The organism is Burkholderia pyrrocinia (assembly GCF_003330765.1).
Taxonomy (GTDB): Bacteria; Pseudomonadota; Gammaproteobacteria; order Burkholderiales; family Burkholderiaceae; genus Burkholderia; species Burkholderia pyrrocinia_B.
This window is the reverse complement of record NZ_CP024903.1, coordinates 833697-852858: the sequence shown is the minus strand read 5'-3', so window position 1 is coordinate 852858 and position 19162 is coordinate 833697. Positions and strand designations below refer to the sequence as shown.

Annotated in this window: 22 protein-coding genes; 11 read left to right on the top strand and 11 right to left on the bottom strand. The window is 66.8% G+C overall.

Going from position 1 to position 19162, the window contains the following annotated elements; translation table 11 throughout:
- Nucleotides 1-36: 36 nt before the first annotated feature.
- On the top strand, nucleotides 37-1005 hold the full coding sequence (locus CUJ89_RS21290) for a DMT family transporter (RefSeq protein WP_114181483.1): 969 nt from the start codon (nucleotides 37-39) through the stop codon (nucleotides 1003-1005).
- A 212-nt stretch (nucleotides 1006-1217) separates the two neighbouring features.
- Nucleotides 1218-1790, top strand: a complete 573-nt coding sequence (locus tag CUJ89_RS21285; RefSeq protein WP_114179432.1) for a permease — start codon at nucleotides 1218-1220, stop codon at nucleotides 1788-1790.
- A gap of 95 nt (nucleotides 1791-1885) precedes the next feature.
- Here the strand turns inward: CUJ89_RS21285 and CUJ89_RS21280 are convergent, their stop codons facing one another.
- On the bottom strand, nucleotides 1886-2020 hold the full coding sequence (locus tag CUJ89_RS21280) for an entericidin A/B family lipoprotein (RefSeq protein WP_027781077.1): 135 nt from the start codon (nucleotides 2018-2020) through the stop codon (nucleotides 1886-1888).
- Between the two features lie 234 nt (nucleotides 2021-2254).
- On the opposite strand from CUJ89_RS21280, the gene CUJ89_RS21275 reads away from it, so the two are divergent.
- Nucleotides 2255-3550, top strand: a complete 1296-nt coding sequence (locus tag CUJ89_RS21275) for an aspartate carbamoyltransferase (protein ID WP_114179431.1) — start codon at nucleotides 2255-2257, stop codon at nucleotides 3548-3550.
- Between the two features lie 92 nt (nucleotides 3551-3642).
- Here CUJ89_RS21275 and CUJ89_RS21270 read toward each other — a convergent pair whose 3' ends face one another.
- Together CUJ89_RS21270 and CUJ89_RS21265 are read right to left on the bottom strand one after the other, a co-directional pair.
- Nucleotides 3643-4062 carry a type II toxin-antitoxin system VapC family toxin gene (locus CUJ89_RS21270; protein ID WP_114179430.1) on the bottom strand — a complete coding sequence of 140 codons (420 nt, stop codon included), beginning with the start codon at nucleotides 4060-4062 and terminating at the stop codon, nucleotides 3643-3645.
- Entirely contained in the window at nucleotides 4059-4298 is a 240-nt protein-coding gene (locus tag CUJ89_RS21265) for a FitA-like ribbon-helix-helix domain-containing protein (RefSeq protein WP_114181482.1), read from the bottom strand. The genes CUJ89_RS21270 and CUJ89_RS21265 overlap by 4 nt, the downstream gene beginning before the upstream one ends.
- 320 nt (nucleotides 4299-4618) lie before the next feature.
- Here CUJ89_RS21265 and CUJ89_RS21260 point away from each other — a divergent pair, with 320 nt between their 5' ends.
- The 3 genes from CUJ89_RS21260 to CUJ89_RS21250 are packed head-to-tail and all read left to right on the top strand — an operon-like array spanning nucleotide 4619 to nucleotide 8301.
- Complete coding sequence (locus CUJ89_RS21260) at nucleotides 4619-6862, top strand: TonB-dependent receptor (protein ID WP_114179429.1); 2244 nt, start codon at nucleotides 4619-4621, stop codon at nucleotides 6860-6862.
- Nucleotides 6863-6865: 3 nt separating this feature from the next.
- Nucleotides 6866-7621 (top strand): tetratricopeptide repeat protein, encoded by a 756-nt coding sequence (locus CUJ89_RS21255; RefSeq protein ID WP_114179428.1) that lies wholly within the window; start codon nucleotides 6866-6868, stop codon nucleotides 7619-7621.
- On the top strand, nucleotides 7618-8301 hold the full coding sequence (locus tag CUJ89_RS21250) for a Fe2+-dependent dioxygenase (protein WP_114179427.1): 684 nt from the start codon (nucleotides 7618-7620) through the stop codon (nucleotides 8299-8301). The genes CUJ89_RS21255 and CUJ89_RS21250 overlap by 4 nt, the downstream gene beginning before the upstream one ends.
- A gap of 80 nt (nucleotides 8302-8381) precedes the next feature.
- Here CUJ89_RS21250 and CUJ89_RS21245 read toward each other — a convergent pair whose 3' ends face one another.
- Nucleotides 8382-8804, bottom strand: a complete 423-nt coding sequence (locus CUJ89_RS21245; protein WP_114179426.1) for an amino acid-binding protein — start codon at nucleotides 8802-8804, stop codon at nucleotides 8382-8384.
- Nucleotides 8805-9001: 197 nt separating this feature from the next.
- Between CUJ89_RS21245 and CUJ89_RS21240 the strand changes: the two genes are divergently transcribed.
- From CUJ89_RS21240 to CUJ89_RS38330, 5 genes are all read left to right on the top strand, one after another.
- Nucleotides 9002-9241 carry a type II toxin-antitoxin system Phd/YefM family antitoxin gene (locus tag CUJ89_RS21240; protein ID WP_011659184.1) on the top strand — a complete coding sequence of 80 codons (240 nt, stop codon included), beginning with the start codon at nucleotides 9002-9004 and terminating at the stop codon, nucleotides 9239-9241.
- Nucleotides 9238-9633 carry a type II toxin-antitoxin system VapC family toxin gene (locus CUJ89_RS21235; protein ID WP_114181481.1) on the top strand — a complete coding sequence of 132 codons (396 nt, stop codon included), beginning with the start codon at nucleotides 9238-9240 and terminating at the stop codon, nucleotides 9631-9633. The genes CUJ89_RS21240 and CUJ89_RS21235 overlap by 4 nt, the downstream gene beginning before the upstream one ends.
- Nucleotides 9602-9889 carry a M15 family metallopeptidase gene (locus CUJ89_RS39090; RefSeq protein ID WP_114179425.1) on the top strand — a complete coding sequence of 96 codons (288 nt, stop codon included), beginning with the start codon at nucleotides 9602-9604 and terminating at the stop codon, nucleotides 9887-9889. Before CUJ89_RS21235 ends, CUJ89_RS39090 begins: the two co-directional genes overlap by 32 nt.
- 101 nt (nucleotides 9890-9990) lie before the next feature.
- A complete protein-coding gene (locus CUJ89_RS21225; protein WP_114179424.1) occupies nucleotides 9991-10575 on the top strand; it encodes an NTP transferase domain-containing protein in 585 nt (194 codons plus the stop codon).
- 194 nt (nucleotides 10576-10769) lie between these two features.
- Nucleotides 10770-10910, top strand: coding sequence for a hypothetical protein (locus CUJ89_RS38330; protein ID WP_201752381.1), 141 nt, complete (start codon nucleotides 10770-10772; stop codon nucleotides 10908-10910).
- Between the two features lie 67 nt (nucleotides 10911-10977).
- On the opposite strand, the gene CUJ89_RS21220 is transcribed toward CUJ89_RS38330, so the two are convergent.
- The 7 genes from CUJ89_RS21220 to CUJ89_RS21190 form a co-directional block, all read right to left on the bottom strand.
- Nucleotides 10978-11736: an SDR family oxidoreductase gene (locus CUJ89_RS21220; protein ID WP_114179423.1), complete on the bottom strand. Its 759-nt coding sequence runs from the start codon at nucleotides 11734-11736 to the stop codon at nucleotides 10978-10980.
- Entirely contained in the window at nucleotides 11733-13280 is a 1548-nt protein-coding gene (locus CUJ89_RS21215) for an FGGY-family carbohydrate kinase (RefSeq protein ID WP_114181480.1), read from the bottom strand. The genes CUJ89_RS21220 and CUJ89_RS21215 overlap by 4 nt, the downstream gene beginning before the upstream one ends.
- Before the next feature lie 29 nt (nucleotides 13281-13309).
- Nucleotides 13310-14398 (bottom strand): alcohol dehydrogenase catalytic domain-containing protein, encoded by a 1089-nt coding sequence (locus CUJ89_RS21210; RefSeq protein WP_114179422.1) that lies wholly within the window; start codon nucleotides 14396-14398, stop codon nucleotides 13310-13312.
- Between the two features lie 46 nt (nucleotides 14399-14444).
- Nucleotides 14445-15452, bottom strand: a complete 1008-nt coding sequence (locus tag CUJ89_RS21205; protein WP_114179421.1) for an ABC transporter permease — start codon at nucleotides 15450-15452, stop codon at nucleotides 14445-14447.
- Nucleotides 15439-16959 carry a sugar ABC transporter ATP-binding protein gene (locus tag CUJ89_RS21200; protein WP_114181479.1) on the bottom strand — a complete coding sequence of 507 codons (1521 nt, stop codon included), beginning with the start codon at nucleotides 16957-16959 and terminating at the stop codon, nucleotides 15439-15441. The genes CUJ89_RS21205 and CUJ89_RS21200 overlap by 14 nt, the downstream gene beginning before the upstream one ends.
- 62 nt (nucleotides 16960-17021) lie before the next feature.
- Nucleotides 17022-17957 (bottom strand): substrate-binding domain-containing protein, encoded by a 936-nt coding sequence (locus CUJ89_RS21195; protein ID WP_114179420.1) that lies wholly within the window; start codon nucleotides 17955-17957, stop codon nucleotides 17022-17024.
- Between the two features lie 120 nt (nucleotides 17958-18077).
- A complete protein-coding gene (locus CUJ89_RS21190) occupies nucleotides 18078-19037 on the bottom strand; it encodes an AraC family transcriptional regulator (RefSeq protein ID WP_114179419.1) in 960 nt (319 codons plus the stop codon).
- Between the last annotated feature and the right edge of the window lie 125 nt (nucleotides 19038-19162).

Below are 19162 nucleotides of genomic sequence, written 5' to 3'. Positions count from 1 at the left end.
AGACGCGCATTGCCGCCGTACGCGACGATGCGGCGCATGAAGACACGACTGATTGGCTATCTCTATCTCGCCGCCGCGATGGCGGGCGTCGGCAGCACCGTCATCGCGAGCCGTCTCGCGGCCGGCGGCCTGCCGCCGTTCGCGGCCACCGCGCTGCGCTTCCTGATCGCGACACCGCTGCTGTTCGCACTGATGCGCGCGCAGCGGATGCGCTGGCCGCGCATTTCCGCGCGCGACGCCGTGCTGCTCGTCATCCAGGCCGCGGCGGGCGGCGTCGGCTATACGGTGCTGCTGATCAGCGGCACGAAGCTGTCGTCGCCGCTCGATGCGGGCGTGATGCTCGGCACGCTGCCGGCGATGTCGACGCTAATCGCGGCCGTCGTGCTGCGCGAGCGGCAGACGCCGCGCGACTGGGCGGCCGCCGCGCTCGCAACGGCCGGCGTGCTGCTCGTCACGTTCGCGCCCGGCCAGGCGATGCCGTCGCTCCAGACGCTTGCCGGCGATGCGCTGGTGCTGGCCGCCGTCGCGTGCGAAGCCGTATTCATCCTGCTCAACCGGAGGCTTGCCGCACCGTTGCCGCCGCTCGTGCTGTCCACCGCGATGTCGGGCCTCGGCTTTGTGCTCGCCCTCGTGCCGGCCGCGTTCGAATGGCGCGCGGCGGCGAGCGGCTGGACCGTCGGCGCCGTGTCGGCGATCGCCTACTACGCGCTGGTGCCGACCGTGCTCGGCTACCTGTGCTGGTATGCGGGTTCGGCGCGCACGACCGGCACCGAGGCCGCGCTGTTTACGGCGATCGCGCCGGTCTCGGCCGTGCTGTTCGCGGTCGCGCTGTTCGGCGAAACGCTGAACGGCACGCGTGTCGCCGGCATCGCGCTCGTCGTCGCGGGCATGCTCGTCGGCGCGACGCGGCGGCGCGAACCGCCCGCGCGCACACGCGACGCGCACCCGACGAAGCCGGTACAGCCGGCCAGTCCCGCGCCCTCCGCACAAACCGCCGCCGACTGATCCGCGTTCATCGCGCGTTCATCGCGTTATTGCGCGAACGACGGTCGCTCCGTCCCGTCGCATTGCCGGTCGATCTCCCGTCGTTCCCGCGACGCCGCCGGCAATTGTAGGAATGTGTCCGCGCGCCGCAAAACCGTTGCGCGCCACCCCGCAAGATGCAATATTCGCGTGGCCGGACCTTTGACAACCATCGAACAACAATCCGCCTCGCAATGAACAGGAAGGAAGCCAAAACAAGAATCGCGGCGCTGCTGTCCGCGGGAACGAGGAAGGCCGACGTGCTGGCCGATCTGTCCGGACAGGGGCTCAAGGATCGCGTGCTCGCACGCCTGATCGCGTCGCGCCCCGATCCCGAACGCTGCCGCAAGAACAAGGTGCACGTCTGGATCCTGATCGCGCTCGGCATCGCCCAGCTGGCGATCAGCCTCCTGCTCGCGTATTACTTCTCCGCAGCCGCCGGCGACCGCGGCGTATCGGGCGCGCTCGGCAATCGCCTCGTCGTGGTGTTCCTCGCGCTGACGGTGCCGCTATCGCTGCTGTTCATCTGGGGCTTCGCGACCCATCGCGCCGGCGCGTATCACGCGTTCATCCTGCTGTCGCTGCTGCAGTTGCCGAAAACCATCGCCGATCTCGGACGCGATCCGTCGAGCGCGCTGCCGAGCCTCGCTATCACGCTCGTGCTGGTGGGCTACGTCTGGTTCGTCCGCAACCGGATGTTCCCCGACTACGGCTGGTTCACGCCGCGCAAGGTCGAAGGCCGCTACGCATTCGTGGAACACGCCTGACGCCGCCGGCACCGACGCAGCCCGAAAAAAAGGCGCCGGGCCGCCCCGCAATCGCGGGACAGCCCGGCGCCTTCTGCATTCCGGAACCGGTCGGCTTACTTGGCCTTTTCAGCCGAATCGCTGATCGCCTGGCCACCCTTCGAAATGTCCTGGCCCATGCCGGCCATCGTATTGCAACCGGCAAGCGCGGCGGTCACCACCAGCAGCATTGCAGCAATCGTACGCGTCATTCTCACTCTCCTTCGAATCAACAAGCCCGACCGGGCGAATCGTTTGCGGCATGGCGCCCTGCAAGACGCAGGGCACGGGGCCTGACCTGATTATACGGAGACGGACGCCGCGCGCCAGTATGGGCCCGTCGCGTGTCACACGAGCGACACAGCCCGTTCACGCAGATTTTCCTTGACTTCATTGCGCCAGGAACTAATATACGCATCGCGTATATTTTCCGCCAGGAGCCGCCGATGACCGTTCCCCAGCAAGCCTTCCTCCGCGACGCGATGCGCCGCCTCAACATGACCCGCGAAACGTTCGCCAGTCGCATCGGCGTCAGCCGGCGCGCGCTGGACACGTGGCTGCTGCCCGACGACTCGCAGGAGTCGCGCGGGATGCCCGAGATCGTCGAGCGCTTCGTGTCGGAAATCGTCGAGCGTTCGGCACCGGAAGGCGGCGGCTATACGCAAAGCGTAGATAATCAAGGGCTCGCGAAGCAGTTTCTGTTCGAAGGCAAACCGCAGTTGCTGTCGGTCGACCAGTTCTCGCGGGAATCGGTCGAGGCGCTGTTCCGCGTGGCCGACGTGATGCAGCCGATCGCGCGGCGCCACAAGATTTCGCGCGTGCTGGAAGGCGCCGTGCTCGGCAACCTGTTCTTCGAGGCAAGCACGCGGACGCGCGTGTCGTTCGGCGCGGCTTTCTGCCGGCTCGGCGGCTCGGTGTGCGACACGACGGGCTTCACGTTCTCGTCGATGGCCAAGGGCGAATCGATCTACGACACGAGCCGCGTGATGGCCGGGTACGTCGACGCACTCGTGATCCGCCACCCGGAGAAAGGCTCGGTGGCCGAATTCGCGCGTGCGACCAACCTGCCCGTGATCAACGGCGGCGACGGCCCCGGCGAGCACCCGAGCCAGGCGCTGCTCGATCTCTATACGATCCAGCGCGAGTTCTCGCGGCTCGGCAAGATCGTCGACGGCGCGCACATCGCGCTGGTCGGCGATCTCAAGTACGGCCGCACCGTGCACTCCCTCGTCAAGCTGCTCGCGCTGTACCGCGGGCTCAAGTTCACGCTCGTGTCGCCGCCGACGCTCGAGATGCCGGCCTACATCATCGATCAGATCGAGACGAACGGCCATGTGATCGAGCAGACGACCGATCTCGCGGCCGGGCTGCGCGGCGCGGACGTGGTCTACGCGACGCGGATCCAGAAGGAGCGCTTCACCGACGAGTCGTTCGAAGGCTACACGCCGGATTTCCAGATCAACCAGGCGCTCGTCGACTCGGTCTGCAAGACTGACACACTGATCATGCACCCGCTGCCGCGCGACAGCCGGCCCGGCGCGAACGACCTGTCGGTCGACCTGAACCGCGACCCGCGTCTCGCGATCTTCCGGCAGACCGACAACGGCATTCCGGTGCGGATGGCGATCTTCGCGGTGCTGCTCGGCGTCGAGAACCTCGTGCAGCATTCGATGCGCGACGCGACGTGGCGCCCGCCGGCGTATCTCGGGCCGGAGGACGCGGTGTTTCACGGGGTCGATTGAGCCGCATCTCACTCGTTCAACGGAAAGCGCGGCGGGCTTGCCCGGCGCGCTTTTTTTTTGGCGCACGCGAAGAACCGGCGAACGGCCAGCGGCTACAACGCCCATGGATCGATCACCCGGAGGCCCGCCGCTTCGAACGGTGCGACGTCGCGCGTCGCGACGATCAGGCCGTTCGCCTCGGCCGTCGCGGCGATGTAGCCGTCGGAGAGCGCAATCGCGTTGCCCGCGGCGCGTGCCCGCGCGCGAATGCTTGCGTACGCCTTGCTTGCCGCATCGTCGAACGGCAGAATCCGGCCGCGAAACACCGGCATGACACGATGCTCGATGCTTTGATGCAGCCAGTCTCGCCTGCGCCCTTCCGGCAACGTCGCGACGCCGAACCGCATTTCGGCGAGACTGATCGCGGCCAGAAACAGTGTTTCAACGTTCTGGGCATCGAGCCATTCGATCACGGCCGCGCTCGGCTCGCGCCGCAGCGGCTCGGAAATGACGTTGGTATCAACAAGGATCATTCGAAGCTCATCGGATCGGTTGGCATCTTGTCGCGCTGAACGTCGAGATCGACGCCGCCTGCCTCCCGTCCGATTTCCGCCAGCAGCGTGCCCAACTTGAGACGCCCTCCCGGTAAAACGGCCTGCTCGAGGATGTCGCGCACCTCGGCTTCGGTGCTGCGCCCGTGCTGAGCTGCGCGGATCCGAAGGGCACGATGGACCTCGTCGGGCAAATTTCGAACGGTGATTACCGGCATGATGCACCCCATTAAAACGCTTCCAATGCAGTCATATTAGCACTTTGCTGTCACATGGATGGCACCACGACGCGATCACTGTAACCCGACCACCGAGCCCGTCACACTCGGCCATTCGGCCGGCTCCACGCTTCAACCGCCCCACAACCACCCCGTAACATTCGTCAACAATCCCCTTACAAACGCAAACAAGAACGCTTCTCATTTAACTAAAAATTACATAGAATGCCGACTGAAAACAAATCGTAATAATTCCCGGCGGCATGCACATTTCCGTAGCGCACCGCCCCCGGGACCACACCGCGAGGTCGAAGCGCATCATGAAGTCACGTCCTGACGAGCTGAAGCTCGGTAAATTCACCACCTTGTGCAGCGTGCTCGCCGCGAGCCCCGCATTCGCCGACGGCGCGCCGCCTGCGGCCCCGGCCAGCACCGAAGGCCATCTCGCGCCGATCGAGATCCAGGGCAAGACCGAGCACAGCTACAAGGCCGACTTTTCCGCTTCCGCGAAATTCACCGCGCCGCTCGTCGACACGCCGAAGTCCGTCACCGTGATCCCGCAGGAACTGATCCAGAGCAGCGGCGCGTCGACGCTGACCGAAGCGCTGCGCACCGTGCCCGGCATCACGTTCGGCGCCGGCGAAGGCGGCAACCCGCTCGGCGATCGTCCGTTCATCCGCGGCTACGACACGCAGGGCAGCATGTTCGTCGACGGCATGCGCGACACGGGCGCCACGACGCGCGAGATCTTCAACACCGAGCGCATCGAGATCACCAAGGGTTCCGACGGCGCATACGGCGGCCGCGGCGGCGCGGGCGGCAGCATCAACCTGATCACGAAGGCCCCGCACCTCGGCACGACGGCCAGCGCGAGCGCGGGCGTCGGCACCGACCGCTATCGCCGCTTCACGGCCGACGGCAACTGGCAGTTCGCCGATCACGCCGCGTTTCGCCTGAACCTGATGAGCCACAACAACGACGTCGCCGGCCGCGACGCCGTCAACAACGAGCGCTGGGGCGTCGCGCCGTCGATCGCGTTCGGCCTCGGCACGCCGACGCGCGTGACCGCGAGCTACTACCACCTGTCGACGGACGACATGCCGGACGGCGGCATCCCGTACTTCTATACGACGTCGAACAAGCCCGCGAACGTCGGCACGATCTATCCGGCGCCCGTCGATCGCCACAACTTCTACGGGCTGATCGACCGCGACTTCCGCAAGACCACGTCGGACATCAGCACGATCAAGATCGAACACGACATCACGTCGTCGCTGACGATCCGCAACACCACGCGTTACACGGAATCGACGCAGGACTACATCTGGACGCAGCCGGACGACAGCCAGGGCAACGTGGTGAACGGCAAGGTCTGGCGCCGCAACAACAACCGCGACAGCTCGATCAACAGCCTCGCGAACCTGACCGAGCTGTTCGGCGAATTCCGCACCGGCCCGTTCAAGCACAGCTTCACGACCGGCATCGAGTTGACGCGTGAATGGGGCAAACGCGATACGTACAACGTCGCAACGGATAACGGCAAGATCTGCCAGAAAGGCATCGGCGCTGCGTCGGGGTACAACTGCACGAGCCTCTGGTCGCCGAACCCGAACGATCCGTGGGCCGGCTCGATCACGCACAACAACGACTACGCGCATGCGCGCACCACGACGAAGTCGATCTACGGCTTCGACACGATCGAGATCACGCCGCGCTGGCAGGTCAACGCCGGCGTGCGCGTCGACGACTACTCGACCCGCTTCACCGACACCAAGGCCAACGGCGGCAAGACCACTACGCGCGACGACACGCTGGTGAACTGGCAGGCCGGCCTCGTGTTCAAGCCCGCGCAAAACGGCAGCATCTATGCGTCGTACGCGACGTCGTCGACGCCGGCCGGCATGCTGCTCGGCGAAGGCAGCGAAACGCAGTCGCTCACGCCGGGCCGCGGCGGCGTCGGCCCGAACGCCGACCAGATGGCGCCCGAAAAGAACCGCAGCATCGAGCTCGGCACGAAGTGGAACGTGCTGAACGACAAGCTGTCGCTGACCGCCGCGCTGTTCCAGATCGACACGACGAACGCACGCGTGACGCTGCCGAACAACCAGTATGCGATGGTCGGCAACAAGCGCGTGCAGGGTCTCGAGTTCGGCGTCGCGGGCCAGATCACGAAGCAGTGGCAGGTGTTCGGCGGCTACACGTACATGAAGAGCCAGCTGCGCGACAACGGCAAGGACGCCGCGAACAACGGCAACCGCTTCCCGAACACGCCGAAGCACAGCCTCACGATGTGGTCGAACTACGACGTGACGCCGAAGTTCACGGTCGGCGGCGGCGCGTTCTACATGTCGGACGTATTCGGCGATCCCGCGAACCTGCGCGCCGTGCCGTCGTACTGGCGCTTCGATGCGATGGCGCAGTACCGGATCAACAAGAAGCTCGACCTGCAACTGAACGTGAACAACCTGTTCAACCGCACGTACTTCGATCAGGCGTATCCGGCGCACTATGCGTCGATCGCACCGGGCCGCTCGGCGTTCGTCACGCTGAACGCGCGCTACTGATCGATGGAGTCCGTGTCGCTGAAGGCGCTCGCGTCGGTGTCGCCGCGCGAGTTCGCCGACATCCTGGCCGGGCCGCCCGAGCGCGCCGCCGCGTGGGTCGCGGCGGCGGCCGACAACGGTATCGTCGATGCACAGGCCGTCTACGGGCAGTACCTGCTCGACGGGCATGGCGTCGCGCGCGATCCAGCCGCCGCGTTCAACTGGTTCCGGCACGCCGCGCGGGCCGGTCATCCGATGGCGATGAACATGCTCGGCCGCTGCTACGAGTTCGGCTGGGGCACGGCCGCGTGCGCGCCGGTCGCCGTGTACTGGTACCGGCTCGCCGCGCAGGCGGGGCTCGATTGGGGCATGTACAACTACGCGACGGCGCTCGCGCTCGGCAACGGCGTCGACGAGAGCCGCACCGACGCGCTCGACTGGTTCCGCCGCGCGGCCGCACTCGGCCATGCGAAATCGATCAACCTGATCGGCGGCTTCTACGAGGACGGCTGGGTCGTGTCGGTCGACACCGACGCCGCGTTCGACCACTATCGCCGCGCAGCCGTTGCCGGCGACTTCCGCGGCCAGTTCAATTTTGCGCGGCTGCTCGCCGAGCGCGGGCACATCGACGAATCGCTCGCCTGGCTCGCGCGCGTGCCGGCCAGCGCGACGCCCGCGTTCATCGCGAAGATGCATGCGTATCTCGCGTCGTCGCCGGTCGACGCTTTTCGCTCGGCGGCAATGCAACTGCCACCGCCCGCAATGGAATCCGCATCATGATGCTTCATATCCCCGGCGTATTGACCAACGCGCAGGTCGCGCAATGCCGCGACGTGCTCGATGCGGCCGAATGGGTCGACGGCAACGCGACATCCGGCGCGCAGTCGGCACTCGCGAAACGCAACCGGCAGTTGCCGGAAGGCTCGCCGGCGGCGCGCGCGGTTGGCGACGCGATCCAGGATGCGCTGGCGCGCCATCCGCTGTTCTTCTCGGCGGCGCTGCCGCTCAAGGTGTTTCCACCGCTGTTCAACCGCTATGAAGGCGGCGAGACGTTCGGCACGCACGTCGACAACGCGATCCGGCTGCTGCGCGGCACGGATTTCCGCGTGCGCAGCGATCTGTCGGCAACGCTGTTTCTCGCGGAACCCGATGCGTACGACGGCGGCGAGCTGTGTGTCGAGGATACCTATGGCGTGCATCGCGCGAAGCTGCCGGCAGGCGATCTCGTGCTATATCCGGCGTCGAGCCTGCATCGCGTGACGCCGGTTACGCGTGGCGAGCGCGTTGCATCGTTCTTCTGGATCCAGAGCATGGTGCGCGACGACGCCGATCGCACGCTGCTGTTCCAGCTCGATACGCAGATTCAGCAGCTCTCTGCGGACAAAGGTGCGCACGACCCGGGCGTGATCGCACTCACCGGGATCTATCACAACCTGCTGAGACGGTGGGCGGATACCTGAGCCATGTGGCGGAGCCCCGCAACGTCCTGAAACGCATGCCCCCTTTCGGCCAAGCCAGTCCACCGTCCAACGCAGCCGCCTTATCCCCGCTGCAGGATATCGATCGCCTTGTCTGCATCGTCCGCCGAATCGACCGCGAAATAGGCAATGAACTGGGAACCCAGCACGGCGGCCGAGACGCCACGGAGATTGATCGCACCGTCCGCGAGCATCTGGGCGAGTTGCCCGATGATGCCCATTTGATCCAGACCCATTACGCGGACGGAGTGAACGCTCGGGGTGATGCTGAACCCCACCTGCGTGGCCGCGCGAATCACCGCGTCTCCCTGCAGTGGCGCGACAAACACGACGCCCTTGCCCGGCGCCTCCGATGTGCGGCGTGCGATGATGAACTGCAAGTCTGCGCCGGCCGTCCGCAGGGCACTTAATACTGTCGCGAGGCCGCCCGGCTTGTCCTCGATGGTCGCCGCCCAGACATCGACACGTTCTACGCTCAGTTCCATGGCAGTCCCTCCCGCCTGAGAACCCGGATACAAAAAATCTAGATCACAGCAAGCACGCGAGCAAGGCCGGCAGCGTCTTCCGGCCCCCGGCACCCTGTCGCGCTTTGCATACATCCGGTGACGCCTGACCTTCGCGACTTGCCTCCCTTCGCCGCATCGCCATAAAATGACTATCGTCACATGACCAGGTCCATATCATGATGCCGCACGCTCCCGTTTCGAAATCCGAATTCAAGGCTCGCGCACTCGAATACTTCCGGCTCGTCGAGGCGTCGGGCGAAAGCCTGATCGTCACCGATCACGGCAAGCCAACGCTCGAGATCCGGCCGTATCACGCACGCGAGGCTCAGCCGTTGGACATATTGCGCGGCTCGGTCATGCGCTACGACAATCCTCTCGATCCGATTGCAGAAGATGATTGGGAGGCGTCGCGGTGATCGTGCTGGATACGCATGCATTGGTGTGGTGGGTAGCGGGCGATCCTTCGCTCAGCAAGAAAGCGCGAAGCGCGATCGATCGCGCACGGAGCGAAGGCGCGCTCGCCGCATCCGCGATCTCCGCGTGGGAGATTGCTATGCTGGTGCGCAACGACCGCCTCGCACTGACGATGGATGTCGACGCGTGGCTCTCCACCGTCGCGCAGATCGACGGCATGCGCTTCGTGCCCGTCGATGCCGACATCGCCGCGAAATCCACCGCCCTGCCCGGCACGTTCCACAAGGATCCGGCCGACCGGATGATCGTCGCCACCGCGCGGCGGCTCGGCGCGTCGCTCGTCACCCGCGACGAAAAAATCCGTGCGTACGCGCACGTCAAGACGCTCTGGTGATCCGCGCACGGCCCGCAGGACAGACCGGGAAGCCCCTTCTCCGCTTCGACGTTTTTCGATTCGTCTGAACAACCGACCGGCCGCACAAAACCGCCACGTACTGATCGCCGCGCTGACCAGCGCCGGCTTCACGAATTACCCGTCGGAATGGTGGCATTGGTCATTCAGCGACCGTTATTGGGCCGTCATGCGGAGGGAATTGCACGCGATCTACGGCCCTGTCGAGGAAAGCCTGCTCGACGAAGGGTCGCGATGACAGTCTTTCCGATCAGACGGGCGCGACTCGGTAACATCCTCACTTGCCGATCCCCGCCCGCTCCCGCACAATCGCGGCACCTGTCTCACTCCCCCGCGCCGATGTCCTATGCGTCACTCGCCACCGGCGTCCTGCTCGCCGGCGGCCTTGGTCAACGCTTCGACCCGAGCGGCCTGCACAGCAAGCTGCTCGCGCTGCTTCCCGACGGCACGCCGGTTGCGGTCGCGGCCGCCCGCCATCTCGCGGCGGCCACGGCCGACGTGATCGCCGTCGTGCGTCCCGGCGCCGAAAAACTCGCGATTCTGCTGAACGAAGCCGGCTGTCAGGTCATCTACGCGCCCGACGCCGTGCGCGGCATGGGCGCGAGCCTCGCAGCCGGCGTACGCGTGAGCCCCGACGCGAACGGCTGGCTCGTCGCACTCGGCGACATGCCGTGGATCGCGGCTTCCACCTACGAAGCCGTCACGCGCACACTCGACGCCGACGATGCGTCGATCGTCGCGCCCGCGCATCGCGGCGTGCGCGGCCATCCGGTCGGTTTCGCCGCGCACCACTTCGATACGCTCGCCGCCCTCGACGGCGACACGGGCGCCCGCGCGCTGTTCGCCAGCGCGCCGGTCAAGCTGCTCGACGTCGACGATCCCGGCATCCTGCGCGATGTAGACACGCCGGCGGATTTGCGCTGACCACGATCGCGCAGGGCCCGCATCGCCCGCTCCGGCCCCGGCAGGATTCCGCGCGGCAGTCGCCAATGCACGGATTTCGCCGGCGATCGACAACCCGCCGCAACAATCCCGCTGCAAACGCGCGCCCGATTGGCTATAACGGAGACGAGGCGCACCCGCCGCGCCACCGCCGTCACGCATTGCGCGAGTTCCCCATGAGCGATCACACAACCCCGACGCCCGAGCCACCGGCCGACCCGAACCGCGATCCGGAAGACGACCCGCTGTCGCCGCCGCCGGGCCATCACGGCAACCCGCAGCAACCGGACGGACCGCCGAGCAAAGACCCGGTTTAGCCGCGCGTCGGCGGCCCCGCACATTCGCCCCTATTTCCCGTCATGCGCTGTCGCCGCATGACCTGGCCTATCGCGCGGTATACCCGCCGTCGATCGGCAGCGACACGCCACTGATCATCGACGCCGCATCGCTCAGCAGGAACAGGATCGGTTCGACGACCTCGTCCGGCTCCGCAAATCGCCCGAGCGGAATCGCCGCCAGCATCGGTGCACGCTTCTCCGGTTCGCTCCACGCGAACTGAGCCATCGGTGTGAGCGTGACGGTCGGGTTCACGCTGTTCACACGAATGCCATGCGGCCCGAGTTCGATGCACAGCACGCGCGTGATCGCATCCATCGCCGCCTTCGACGCGCAATAGCTCAGATGCGCGGGCAGGCCGACGAGCGCGGCCTGGCTCGATACGTTGACGATGCTGCCCCGCGCGTGCGCAGCGCCGCGTCCATCGCGTTCGATCATCTTTCGCGCGACGGCCCGCGCCACGAGCGCCGCGCCACGCGCATTGACGGCCATCACGCGATCGAAATTTCCGGCACCGACATCGAGCGCCGGTTCGAGCGACGCGATCCCCGCGCAATTGACGAGGCCGTCGAACGCATCGTGCGCGGCGAGCGCCGCCTCGATCGCATGTTCGTCGCCGCCGACATCGAGGCGCAACGTATCGCACGCGGTCTCCCCAGCCAGCGCATCGAGCGCGGCGCTGTCGCGCCCCGCCGCGACGACCCGCGCGCCCGCCTGCGCCAGCGCGACCGCGCACGCGCGCCCGATCCCGCTCGACGCGCCCGTGACGAGCACCCGCGAACCGCTGAAATCGAATCGTGTCTTCATGATGGCGTGTGCAACCCGTGCATGATCGGTTTGAGTGCCGGATACAGCGCCGTATAGAGCGCGAAGCGCGCCGCATACGCATTCGCGCGGTCGGCATCGGGCCGCGCACGCTCGACGAGCGTCACCCATCCGCCCTGTGCGTCGTCGTGCGACACGAGCCCTGCCCCGACACCCGCGAGCAATGCCGCCCCCATCGCGGCTTCGACGTCCTGCTCGATCGTCCACACCGGAAAACCCGTCACGTCCGCGATGATCTGCATCCACAGCGCCGAGTGCGCGGCACCGCCGACGACGATCAGCCGATCGTCCAGTGCCACCGCCCCGCGGCGGCCAGCCTCGATGTTGTGACGCAATGCGAACGCAACGCCTTCGAGCACCGCGCGATACAGGTGCGCACGCGTATGCGCAAGATTCAGCCCGACGAACGCGCCGCTCGCCTTCGCATCCCACACCGGGCTGCGCTCGCCCATCAGGTACGGCAGGAACAGCACGCCGTCGGCACCGGCCGGCACACTTTCGGCGGCTTCCTCGAGCAGCACGTGCGGATCGCCGTGCGGCAGCAAGCGTGCCGCATCGATTTCCGCATGACAGAACTGGTCGCGAAACCACGCGACCGACGCGCCGGCCGTGATCGCGCCGCCGAACACGTACAGGTCGCGCTGCCCGTCGAACACGTGCGGCATGCTGACGAGCCCGTGCCGCGCATCGACATGCCGGTTCACGTAGCCCCAGCACATGCTGGTGCCGATCATCGCGACGTGCTGCCCCGTGCGCGTCGCGCCGGCCGCAAAGGTCGCGACAGCGGCATCGACGCCGCCCGCGACGACGCGCGTGCCGGCCGGCAGGCCGAGCTGCCCAGTCCATTGCGACAGCAGCCCGCCGACGATGTCCGTCGATTCGACGAGCCGCTCGGGCATCATCGTCGCCGGAATGCCGAGCATGTCGAGCGCGTCGTCGGACCACTCGCGGCGCGCGACGTCGTACACGCCGCCGATATTGCCGGCCGAACTGTGGTCGACCGCGACTTCGCCGGTCAGCAGGTAGATCACGTATGCGTTCGGCGGCAGGAAATAACGCACGTTCGCCCACACGTCCGGCCGCTGGTCGCGCAGCCACAGCATCTTGGTGAAGCCGTAGTAGCTGTCGACGCCGTTGCCCGTGATCACGCGCAGCCGTTCGACGTTCACCTGCGTGTTGACCCAGTCGACTTCCGCGGTCGCGCGCCGGTCCATCCAGATCAGGCACGGATGGAGCGGCCGCATGTCGCTGTCGACCGGAATGCCCGAACCGCCGTACAAACTGCTCACGCACACCGCGCGGATCGCGTCGGCCGGCACGCCCTGCTCGCGCGCATCGCTCACGCAGCCCGCGATGCATTCGAGCACGGCGTCGAACCACACCTGCGGCCATTGCTCGGCCCACAGCGGGCGCGGCGTATCGGGCTGGTAGCCGGCCGAGCGCCGCGCGACGATCGTGCCGTGCCGGTCGACCAGCAGCGCCTTGGTGCTCTGCGTGCCGATGTCGACGCCTATGACGTATTCCATGATGTCTCCGGTGAGGCGCACGCCGGCCGTCAACGGGCCGGCTTCAGCAGCACCTTGATCGATTCGGGCGATTTTGCGACGCGGATCGCGTCGTCCCAATCCTCCAGCGCGAAGCCGTGCGTGACGATGCCTTTCGACGTGACGAGCCCGCGCGCGAGCAGGTCGATCGCGACCGGATAGCAGTATGGCCCGAGGTGCGCGCCGCGCACGTCGAGTTCCTTGCGATCGCCGATGATCGACCAGTCGACCGTCGCGTCCTCGCCGAACACGCTGAATTCCACGAAGCGGCCGAGCTTGCGGATCAGGTCGAGGCCCTGGTTCACGCCGACGGGTGCGCCGGTCGTCTCGATATAGACGTCGCAGCCGTAGCCGTCGGTCAGCGCGCGAACGATCTCGCCCGCATCGTCGCGCTTCGGGTTGATCGTCACGTCGGCGCCGTACTGTCGCGCGAGTTCGAGCCGTTCGTCGATCAGGTCGATCACCACGAGTTTCTTCGGCGTCTTCAGGTGCGCGACCTGCGTCATCATCAGCCCGAGCGGGCCCGCGCCCGCGATCACGACGACGTCGTCGAGCTGGACGTCGCCGCGGTTCACCGTATGGATCGCGCACGACAGCGGCTCGATGATCGCGGCGTCTTCGAGCGACACGCCGAGCGGAATCTTGTGGACGATCGCGGTCGGCGGAATGCGCATGTATTCGGCCATTCCGCCGTCGGCCACTTCGCGCTGGAAGCCGAAGATGTTGTGCACTTCGCACATCCAGTACTGACCCGACTTGCAATAGCGGCACTTGCCGCACGGCACGATCTGCTCGGCGATCACGCGGTCGCCCACCGCAACGCCGAAATGATCGGCCGCGCCGTCGCCGAGCGCTTCGACATGGCCGAAGAATTCATGGCCGGGAATCACGGGCGCCTTCACCCACGGGTTCGGGCCGCCCCAGAACATCTTCGCGCCCGTATAGCACTTGCAGTCGCTCGCGCAGATCCCGCACGCGACGATGCGGATCACGAGCTCGTTCGCGCCGGGGCGCGGCTTCGCGACCTGCTCGACGCGATAGTCCTCGGGGCCGTGGCAGACGACCGCGGTCATCCGCGGCTGGGCTTCGGGTGTCGTCATGAGTTGTCTCTTTCGTTGATGATTCGGATATCTGATCAATCACGCGTTACCGCGATCGTTCGCGGCTGATGTAGATCGCGAGCAGGATGATTCCGCCCTTGATCACGTTCTGCACATACGGATTCACGCCGATCATGTTCAGCCCGTTGTTGAGCACGCCGAGCAGCAGCGCGCCGACCAGCGTGCCGAGGATCGCGCCGCGCCCACCGGAAATCGACGTGCCGCCCATCACGACGGCCGCGATCGCGTCGAGTTCGAAGCCGACGCCGGCGTTCGGCTGGCCGCTCATCAGCCGGCCCGTGAGCACGATCGCGGCGAGCGCCGACGTCAACCCGGCCAGCGTATAGACGATCAGCTTCACGCGCGCGACGCGCACGCCGGTGAGCCGCGTCGCCTGCTCGTTGCCGCCGATCGCATACACGTAGCGGCCGAACGGCATCCGGTCGAGCAGCAGCCACGCGATCGCATAGACCACCAGCATGATCAGCACGGGCGCCTGGATGCCGAGCACCTTGCCGCTGCCGAAGAACGCGACCCAGTCGGGCAGGCCGTCGATCGGATAGCCGCCCGTATAGATCAGCGCGAGACCGCGCGCGATGCCCATCGTCGCGAGCGTGACGATGATCGGCGGCATCCCCGCGAACGCGACGAACACGCCGTTCAGGAAGCCGAAACCGAGGCCGACCGCGATGCCGATCGCGAGCGCGGCGACCGCGTTGACGCCCGCGACCATCAGCCCGGCCGCCAGCGTGCCCGACAGCGCCATCACCGAGCCGACCGACAGGTCGATCCCGCCGGTCAGGATCACGCAGGTCATGCCGACCGCGATGATCGCGTTGATCGACACCTGGCGCAGCACGTTTTCCAGGTTCGCGGCGGACAGGAAACTCGGGCTCGCGATCATCATCGCGATGCACACGACGACGAGGCCGACGAGCGGATAGAACAGCGTCGAGCGCCGCAGTTGCGTCCACATCGCGCGTGGCGGCGGCGCATCGCCGGCGGTGGCCGCGAGCGTCGCGGAAGGCGTGGAAGAAGAATCAGGCAGGTTCATGGGTCGCTCCTCGCGTGCCGGCCGTGGCATGGGTCATGACCGTGTCGGGATCGATCTCGTCGCCTTCGAGCGTCGCCTCGATGCGCCCTTGCCGGAACACGGCGACGCGATCGCACATGCCGACGATCTCCGGCAGTTCGGACGAGATCATGATGATGGCGTAGCCGCGCGCGGTGAGTTCGCGCATCAGCCCGTAGATTTCGGCTTTCGCGCCGACGTCGATGCCGCGCGTCGGCTCGTCGAAGATCAGCACGGACGTGTGATGGTTCAGCCAGCGCGCGATCACGACCTTCTGCTGGTTGCCGCCGGACAGCGTCGCGACCTCGGTGTGGATCGACGGCGCCTTCACGCCGACGCGCCGCATCACGTCGTGCGTCGCACGCGCCTCGCCGCGGCGGTCGATCAGCCAGCGCATCGACCGGTACTTGCCGAGGTTGTTCAGCGAGATGTTGTCGCGGATCGAGAACGACGTGACGAGCCCTTCCGTCTTGCGGCTTTCCGGCAGGATGCCGATGCCCGCGCGCAACGCGTCGGCCGGATCGGCCAGCTTCGCCGCCGTGCCGCGCACGCGCACGTCCTTGCGGTGCGCGCGCGTCGCGCCGATCACCGCGAGCGCGGTTTCCGTGCGGCCCGAACCGACGAGCCCGGCGAAGCCGAGGATCTCGCCCGCGCGCAGCGCGAAGCGGTTCACCGGGCCGCCGCGCTCGAGCTGCAGCGCGTCGACTTCGAGCACGGCCGGTGCGTCGGCCGGCAGCGCGGGCTTCGGCGGAAAGCTGTTTTCGATCCGGCGGCCGACCATCATCCGCACGAGCTGCTCGACATCCGTGCGCGCGACGTCGGTCGTCGCGACGTACTGGCCGTCGCGCAGCACGGTGATGCGGTCGCACACCGCGAAGATCTCGTCGAGGTGATGCGAGATGAAGATCATCGCGACGCCCTGCCGCTTCAGCTCGCGCATGATCGCGAACAGGTGTTCGGCCTCGGCCGGCGTGAGCGTGGCGGTCGGTTCGTCGAGGATCAGGATGCGCGCGTCGAGCGACAGCGCCTTGCCGATCTCGACGAACTGCTGCTGCGCGACCGACAGCGCGCGGATCGGCGCATCTAGATCGATCGACACGCCGAGCCGCGCGAAGATGCCGGCCGCCGCGCGGCGCATCCGCTTGCGGTCGCGCGCGCCCCAGCGGTTGCGCAGTTCGCGGCCGAGGAACAGGTTGTCGACCGCGTCCAGGTGCGGGATCAGGCTGAATTCCTGGAACACGATGCCGACGCCCGCCGCGACCGCCTCGTGATAGTCCGCGAAACGGCGCGCGGCGCCGTCGATCTCGATCGTGCCGGCATCCGGTTGATGGATGCCGCACAGGATCTTCATCAGCGTCGACTTGCCCGCGCCGTTCTCGCCGAGCAGCGCGTGGATCTCGCCGCGCGCGATTTCCAGGTGAATGTCGGACAGCGCCTTCACGCCTGGAAAATTTTTCGTGATGTGGCTGAGCCTGAGTATCGTGTCCATCGGCTTCTCCGTGCGCGGGGCGTCGGCCATGCCGCCGCCCTGCGCGTCGCGTCGCACGTCGTTCACCAGCTGAAGCCCTTCGCATTGCTGCGATCGACGACCTTCACGTCGACCGGGATCGCCTTCGGCACCGTCGCGCCCCACTTGCGCGCGATCGCGATGCCGAGCGCGATGCGCACCTGGTCGGCCGGGAACTGCGCGGTCGTCTCGATGAACTTCGAGTTCGGCTTCTGGATCGCGGCGATCGCCTCGGGCGCGCCGTCGACGCTGGTCAGCTTGATGTCCTTGCCGGACCCCTCGATCGCGGCGAGCGCGCCCATCGAGCCGCCGTCGTTCACGCTGAAGATGCCCTTCAGCTTCGGATGCGCGGAGATCAGGTTCTCCGTCACCGACAGCGCGGTCGCGCGCTCCTGCTTGCCGTTCTGCGTGTCGACGAGCTTCACGTTCGGGAATTTCGCGAGCCCGGCCTTGCAACCGCGCACGCGTTCCAGGATCGGCACGACCGGAATGCCGTCGAGGATCGCAACCTCGCCGCTGCCGCCGATCGCCTTCGCGAGGTATTCGCACGACATCACGCCCGCGTCGTAATTCTTCGAGCCGACGAACGAATCGACCGGGCCGTTCGCGTTCGCATCGACGGCCACGACCACCGCACCGGCCTTCTTCGCCTGCGTGATCGCCGACTGGATGCCGGTCGAATCGGTCGGGTTCACGAGCAGGATGTCGATCTTCTTCTGCAGCATGTCCTCGACGTCGCTCACCTGCTTGCTGACGTCGTGATGCGCGTCGGTGACGACGACCTGCGCGCCGATCGACGTGGCCGCATCGTTCAGCGCCTTCTGCATCGTCACGAAATACGGGTTGTTCAGTTCCTGGAACGTCATGCCGATCCGCAGCGGCGCGGCATGCGCGGCGGCGGGCAGCAAGGCCGCGAACGCGGCGAGGGTCGCCATCCGGGCGGCGCGGCGGAATGAGGAAGCGGGCGATGCGTGCGTCATGACGGTGTCTCCATTTATGTGTGCAGCTTTTTCGAGGTTGAGCAAGCCCCTCGCGACGTGAGCGGCGCGATCGGCTGGGTGAAACGGCGTGGAAAGCTCAGGCGGGCGGCGGCCCGGCGATCATCCGGGCTGCGGCGCGAGTTCGGGCGCGCCGGGCGTCAGCACGCGCGGCGGCATCGGGTTGCCGGTGGGCGCCGCATGCAGCGCGAGCTCGCGGCTGCGCGCGTTCAGGCGCTGCAGCGCGCGGAATTCGGACGGCGCCATCCCCTTCACCGCGCGAAACTGGCGGTTGAAGTTCGATACGTTGTTGAAGCCGGCCTGGAAGCAGATGTCGGTGATGTTCGCGTCGTCGGCGAGCAGCATCTGGCATGCGGATTCGATCCGCAGCCGGTTCACGTACTGGACGAACGGCATGCCCGTCTGGCGGTGGAACGCACGCGAGAATGCGCTGACGCTCTGCCCGGTCAGTTGCGCGAGATCGGATTCGCGCAGCTCGGACGCGAGGTTCTTGCCGATATACGACAGCGCATGGCTGAGCCGCGTGGGCGTGACATCCGCCTGGTCGTACGCGGGGCTCGCGAGCAGCGTGCGTTCGCCGGCATCGCAGAGCCGTTCGAGGATCGTCATGAACAGCGCGATGCGGCGCATGCCGCGTGCCGCCAGCAGTTCGTCGAACAGCGGCGCGATCGCCGCGCTCGTCGCCGCGTCGAAGCCGACGCCGCGCCGCGCGTCGTCGAGCAGCGCCTGCGCATCGCGGCATTCGGGAAACGCGTCCATGCAGCGGCGCACGAATGCGGGGTCGAACTGGATCACGAGGTTGCGGCGCTCGACGGTTTCGCCTTCGGCCATGTCGCTGACCCAGTTGTGCGGCAGGTTCGGGCCGAGCAGCACGAGATGGCCGGGGCCGAACGAGCCGATGTGATCGCCGACGAAATACTTGCCGCGCGTCGCGACGATCAGGTGCAGTTCGAATTCGGGATGGAAATGCCAGCGGATCGTGCGATACGGATAGCCGTGCGACCAGACCTTGAACGACTCGTCGCGTCGCACTTCGACCACTTCGAGATCGGGATGCATCATCTTAGCGTCTCCATTCCCATGTACCGCTGGCCGGCCTGTTCGGCTGATCGCTCGTGCGCCGCGTGTTTCTCGTGTCTCGCGCGGCGACACCGACCGGTCGCATGGGAAGCAATGTAGGTCGATCG

Coding starts and splice junctions, on each gene's coding strand:
- CUJ89_RS21290 (WP_114181483.1), top strand. CDS start 37: ATGAAGACACGACTGATTGGCTATCTCTATCTCGCCGCCGCGATGGCG.
- CUJ89_RS21285 (WP_114179432.1), top strand. CDS start 1,218: ATGAACAGGAAGGAAGCCAAAACAAGAATCGCGGCGCTGCTGTCCGCG.
- CUJ89_RS21280 (WP_027781077.1), bottom strand. CDS start 2,020: ATGACGCGTACGATTGCTGCAATGCTGCTGGTGGTGACCGCCGCGCTT.
- CUJ89_RS21275 (WP_114179431.1), top strand. CDS start 2,255: ATGACCGTTCCCCAGCAAGCCTTCCTCCGCGACGCGATGCGCCGCCTC.
- CUJ89_RS21270 (WP_114179430.1), bottom strand. CDS start 4,062: ATGATCCTTGTTGATACCAACGTCATTTCCGAGCCGCTGCGGCGCGAG.
- CUJ89_RS21265 (WP_114181482.1), bottom strand. CDS start 4,298: ATGCCGGTAATCACCGTTCGAAATTTGCCCGACGAGGTCCATCGTGCC.
- CUJ89_RS21260 (WP_114179429.1), top strand. CDS start 4,619: ATGAAGTCACGTCCTGACGAGCTGAAGCTCGGTAAATTCACCACCTTG.
- CUJ89_RS21255 (WP_114179428.1), top strand. CDS start 6,866: ATGGAGTCCGTGTCGCTGAAGGCGCTCGCGTCGGTGTCGCCGCGCGAG.
- CUJ89_RS21250 (WP_114179427.1), top strand. CDS start 7,618: ATGATGCTTCATATCCCCGGCGTATTGACCAACGCGCAGGTCGCGCAA.
- CUJ89_RS21245 (WP_114179426.1), bottom strand. CDS start 8,804: ATGGAACTGAGCGTAGAACGTGTCGATGTCTGGGCGGCGACCATCGAG.
- CUJ89_RS21240 (WP_011659184.1), top strand. CDS start 9,002: ATGATGCCGCACGCTCCCGTTTCGAAATCCGAATTCAAGGCTCGCGCA.
- CUJ89_RS21225 (WP_114179424.1), top strand. CDS start 9,991: ATGTCCTATGCGTCACTCGCCACCGGCGTCCTGCTCGCCGGCGGCCTT.
- CUJ89_RS38330 (WP_201752381.1), top strand. CDS start 10,770: ATGAGCGATCACACAACCCCGACGCCCGAGCCACCGGCCGACCCGAAC.
- CUJ89_RS21220 (WP_114179423.1), bottom strand. CDS start 11,736: ATGAAGACACGATTCGATTTCAGCGGTTCGCGGGTGCTCGTCACGGGC.
- CUJ89_RS21215 (WP_114181480.1), bottom strand. CDS start 13,280: ATGGAATACGTCATAGGCGTCGACATCGGCACGCAGAGCACCAAGGCG.
- CUJ89_RS21210 (WP_114179422.1), bottom strand. CDS start 14,398: ATGACGACACCCGAAGCCCAGCCGCGGATGACCGCGGTCGTCTGCCAC.
- CUJ89_RS21205 (WP_114179421.1), bottom strand. CDS start 15,452: ATGAACCTGCCTGATTCTTCTTCCACGCCTTCCGCGACGCTCGCGGCC.
- CUJ89_RS21200 (WP_114181479.1), bottom strand. CDS start 16,959: ATGGACACGATACTCAGGCTCAGCCACATCACGAAAAATTTTCCAGGC.
- CUJ89_RS21195 (WP_114179420.1), bottom strand. CDS start 17,957: ATGACGCACGCATCGCCCGCTTCCTCATTCCGCCGCGCCGCCCGGATG.
- CUJ89_RS21190 (WP_114179419.1), bottom strand. CDS start 19,037: ATGATGCATCCCGATCTCGAAGTGGTCGAAGTGCGACGCGACGAGTCG.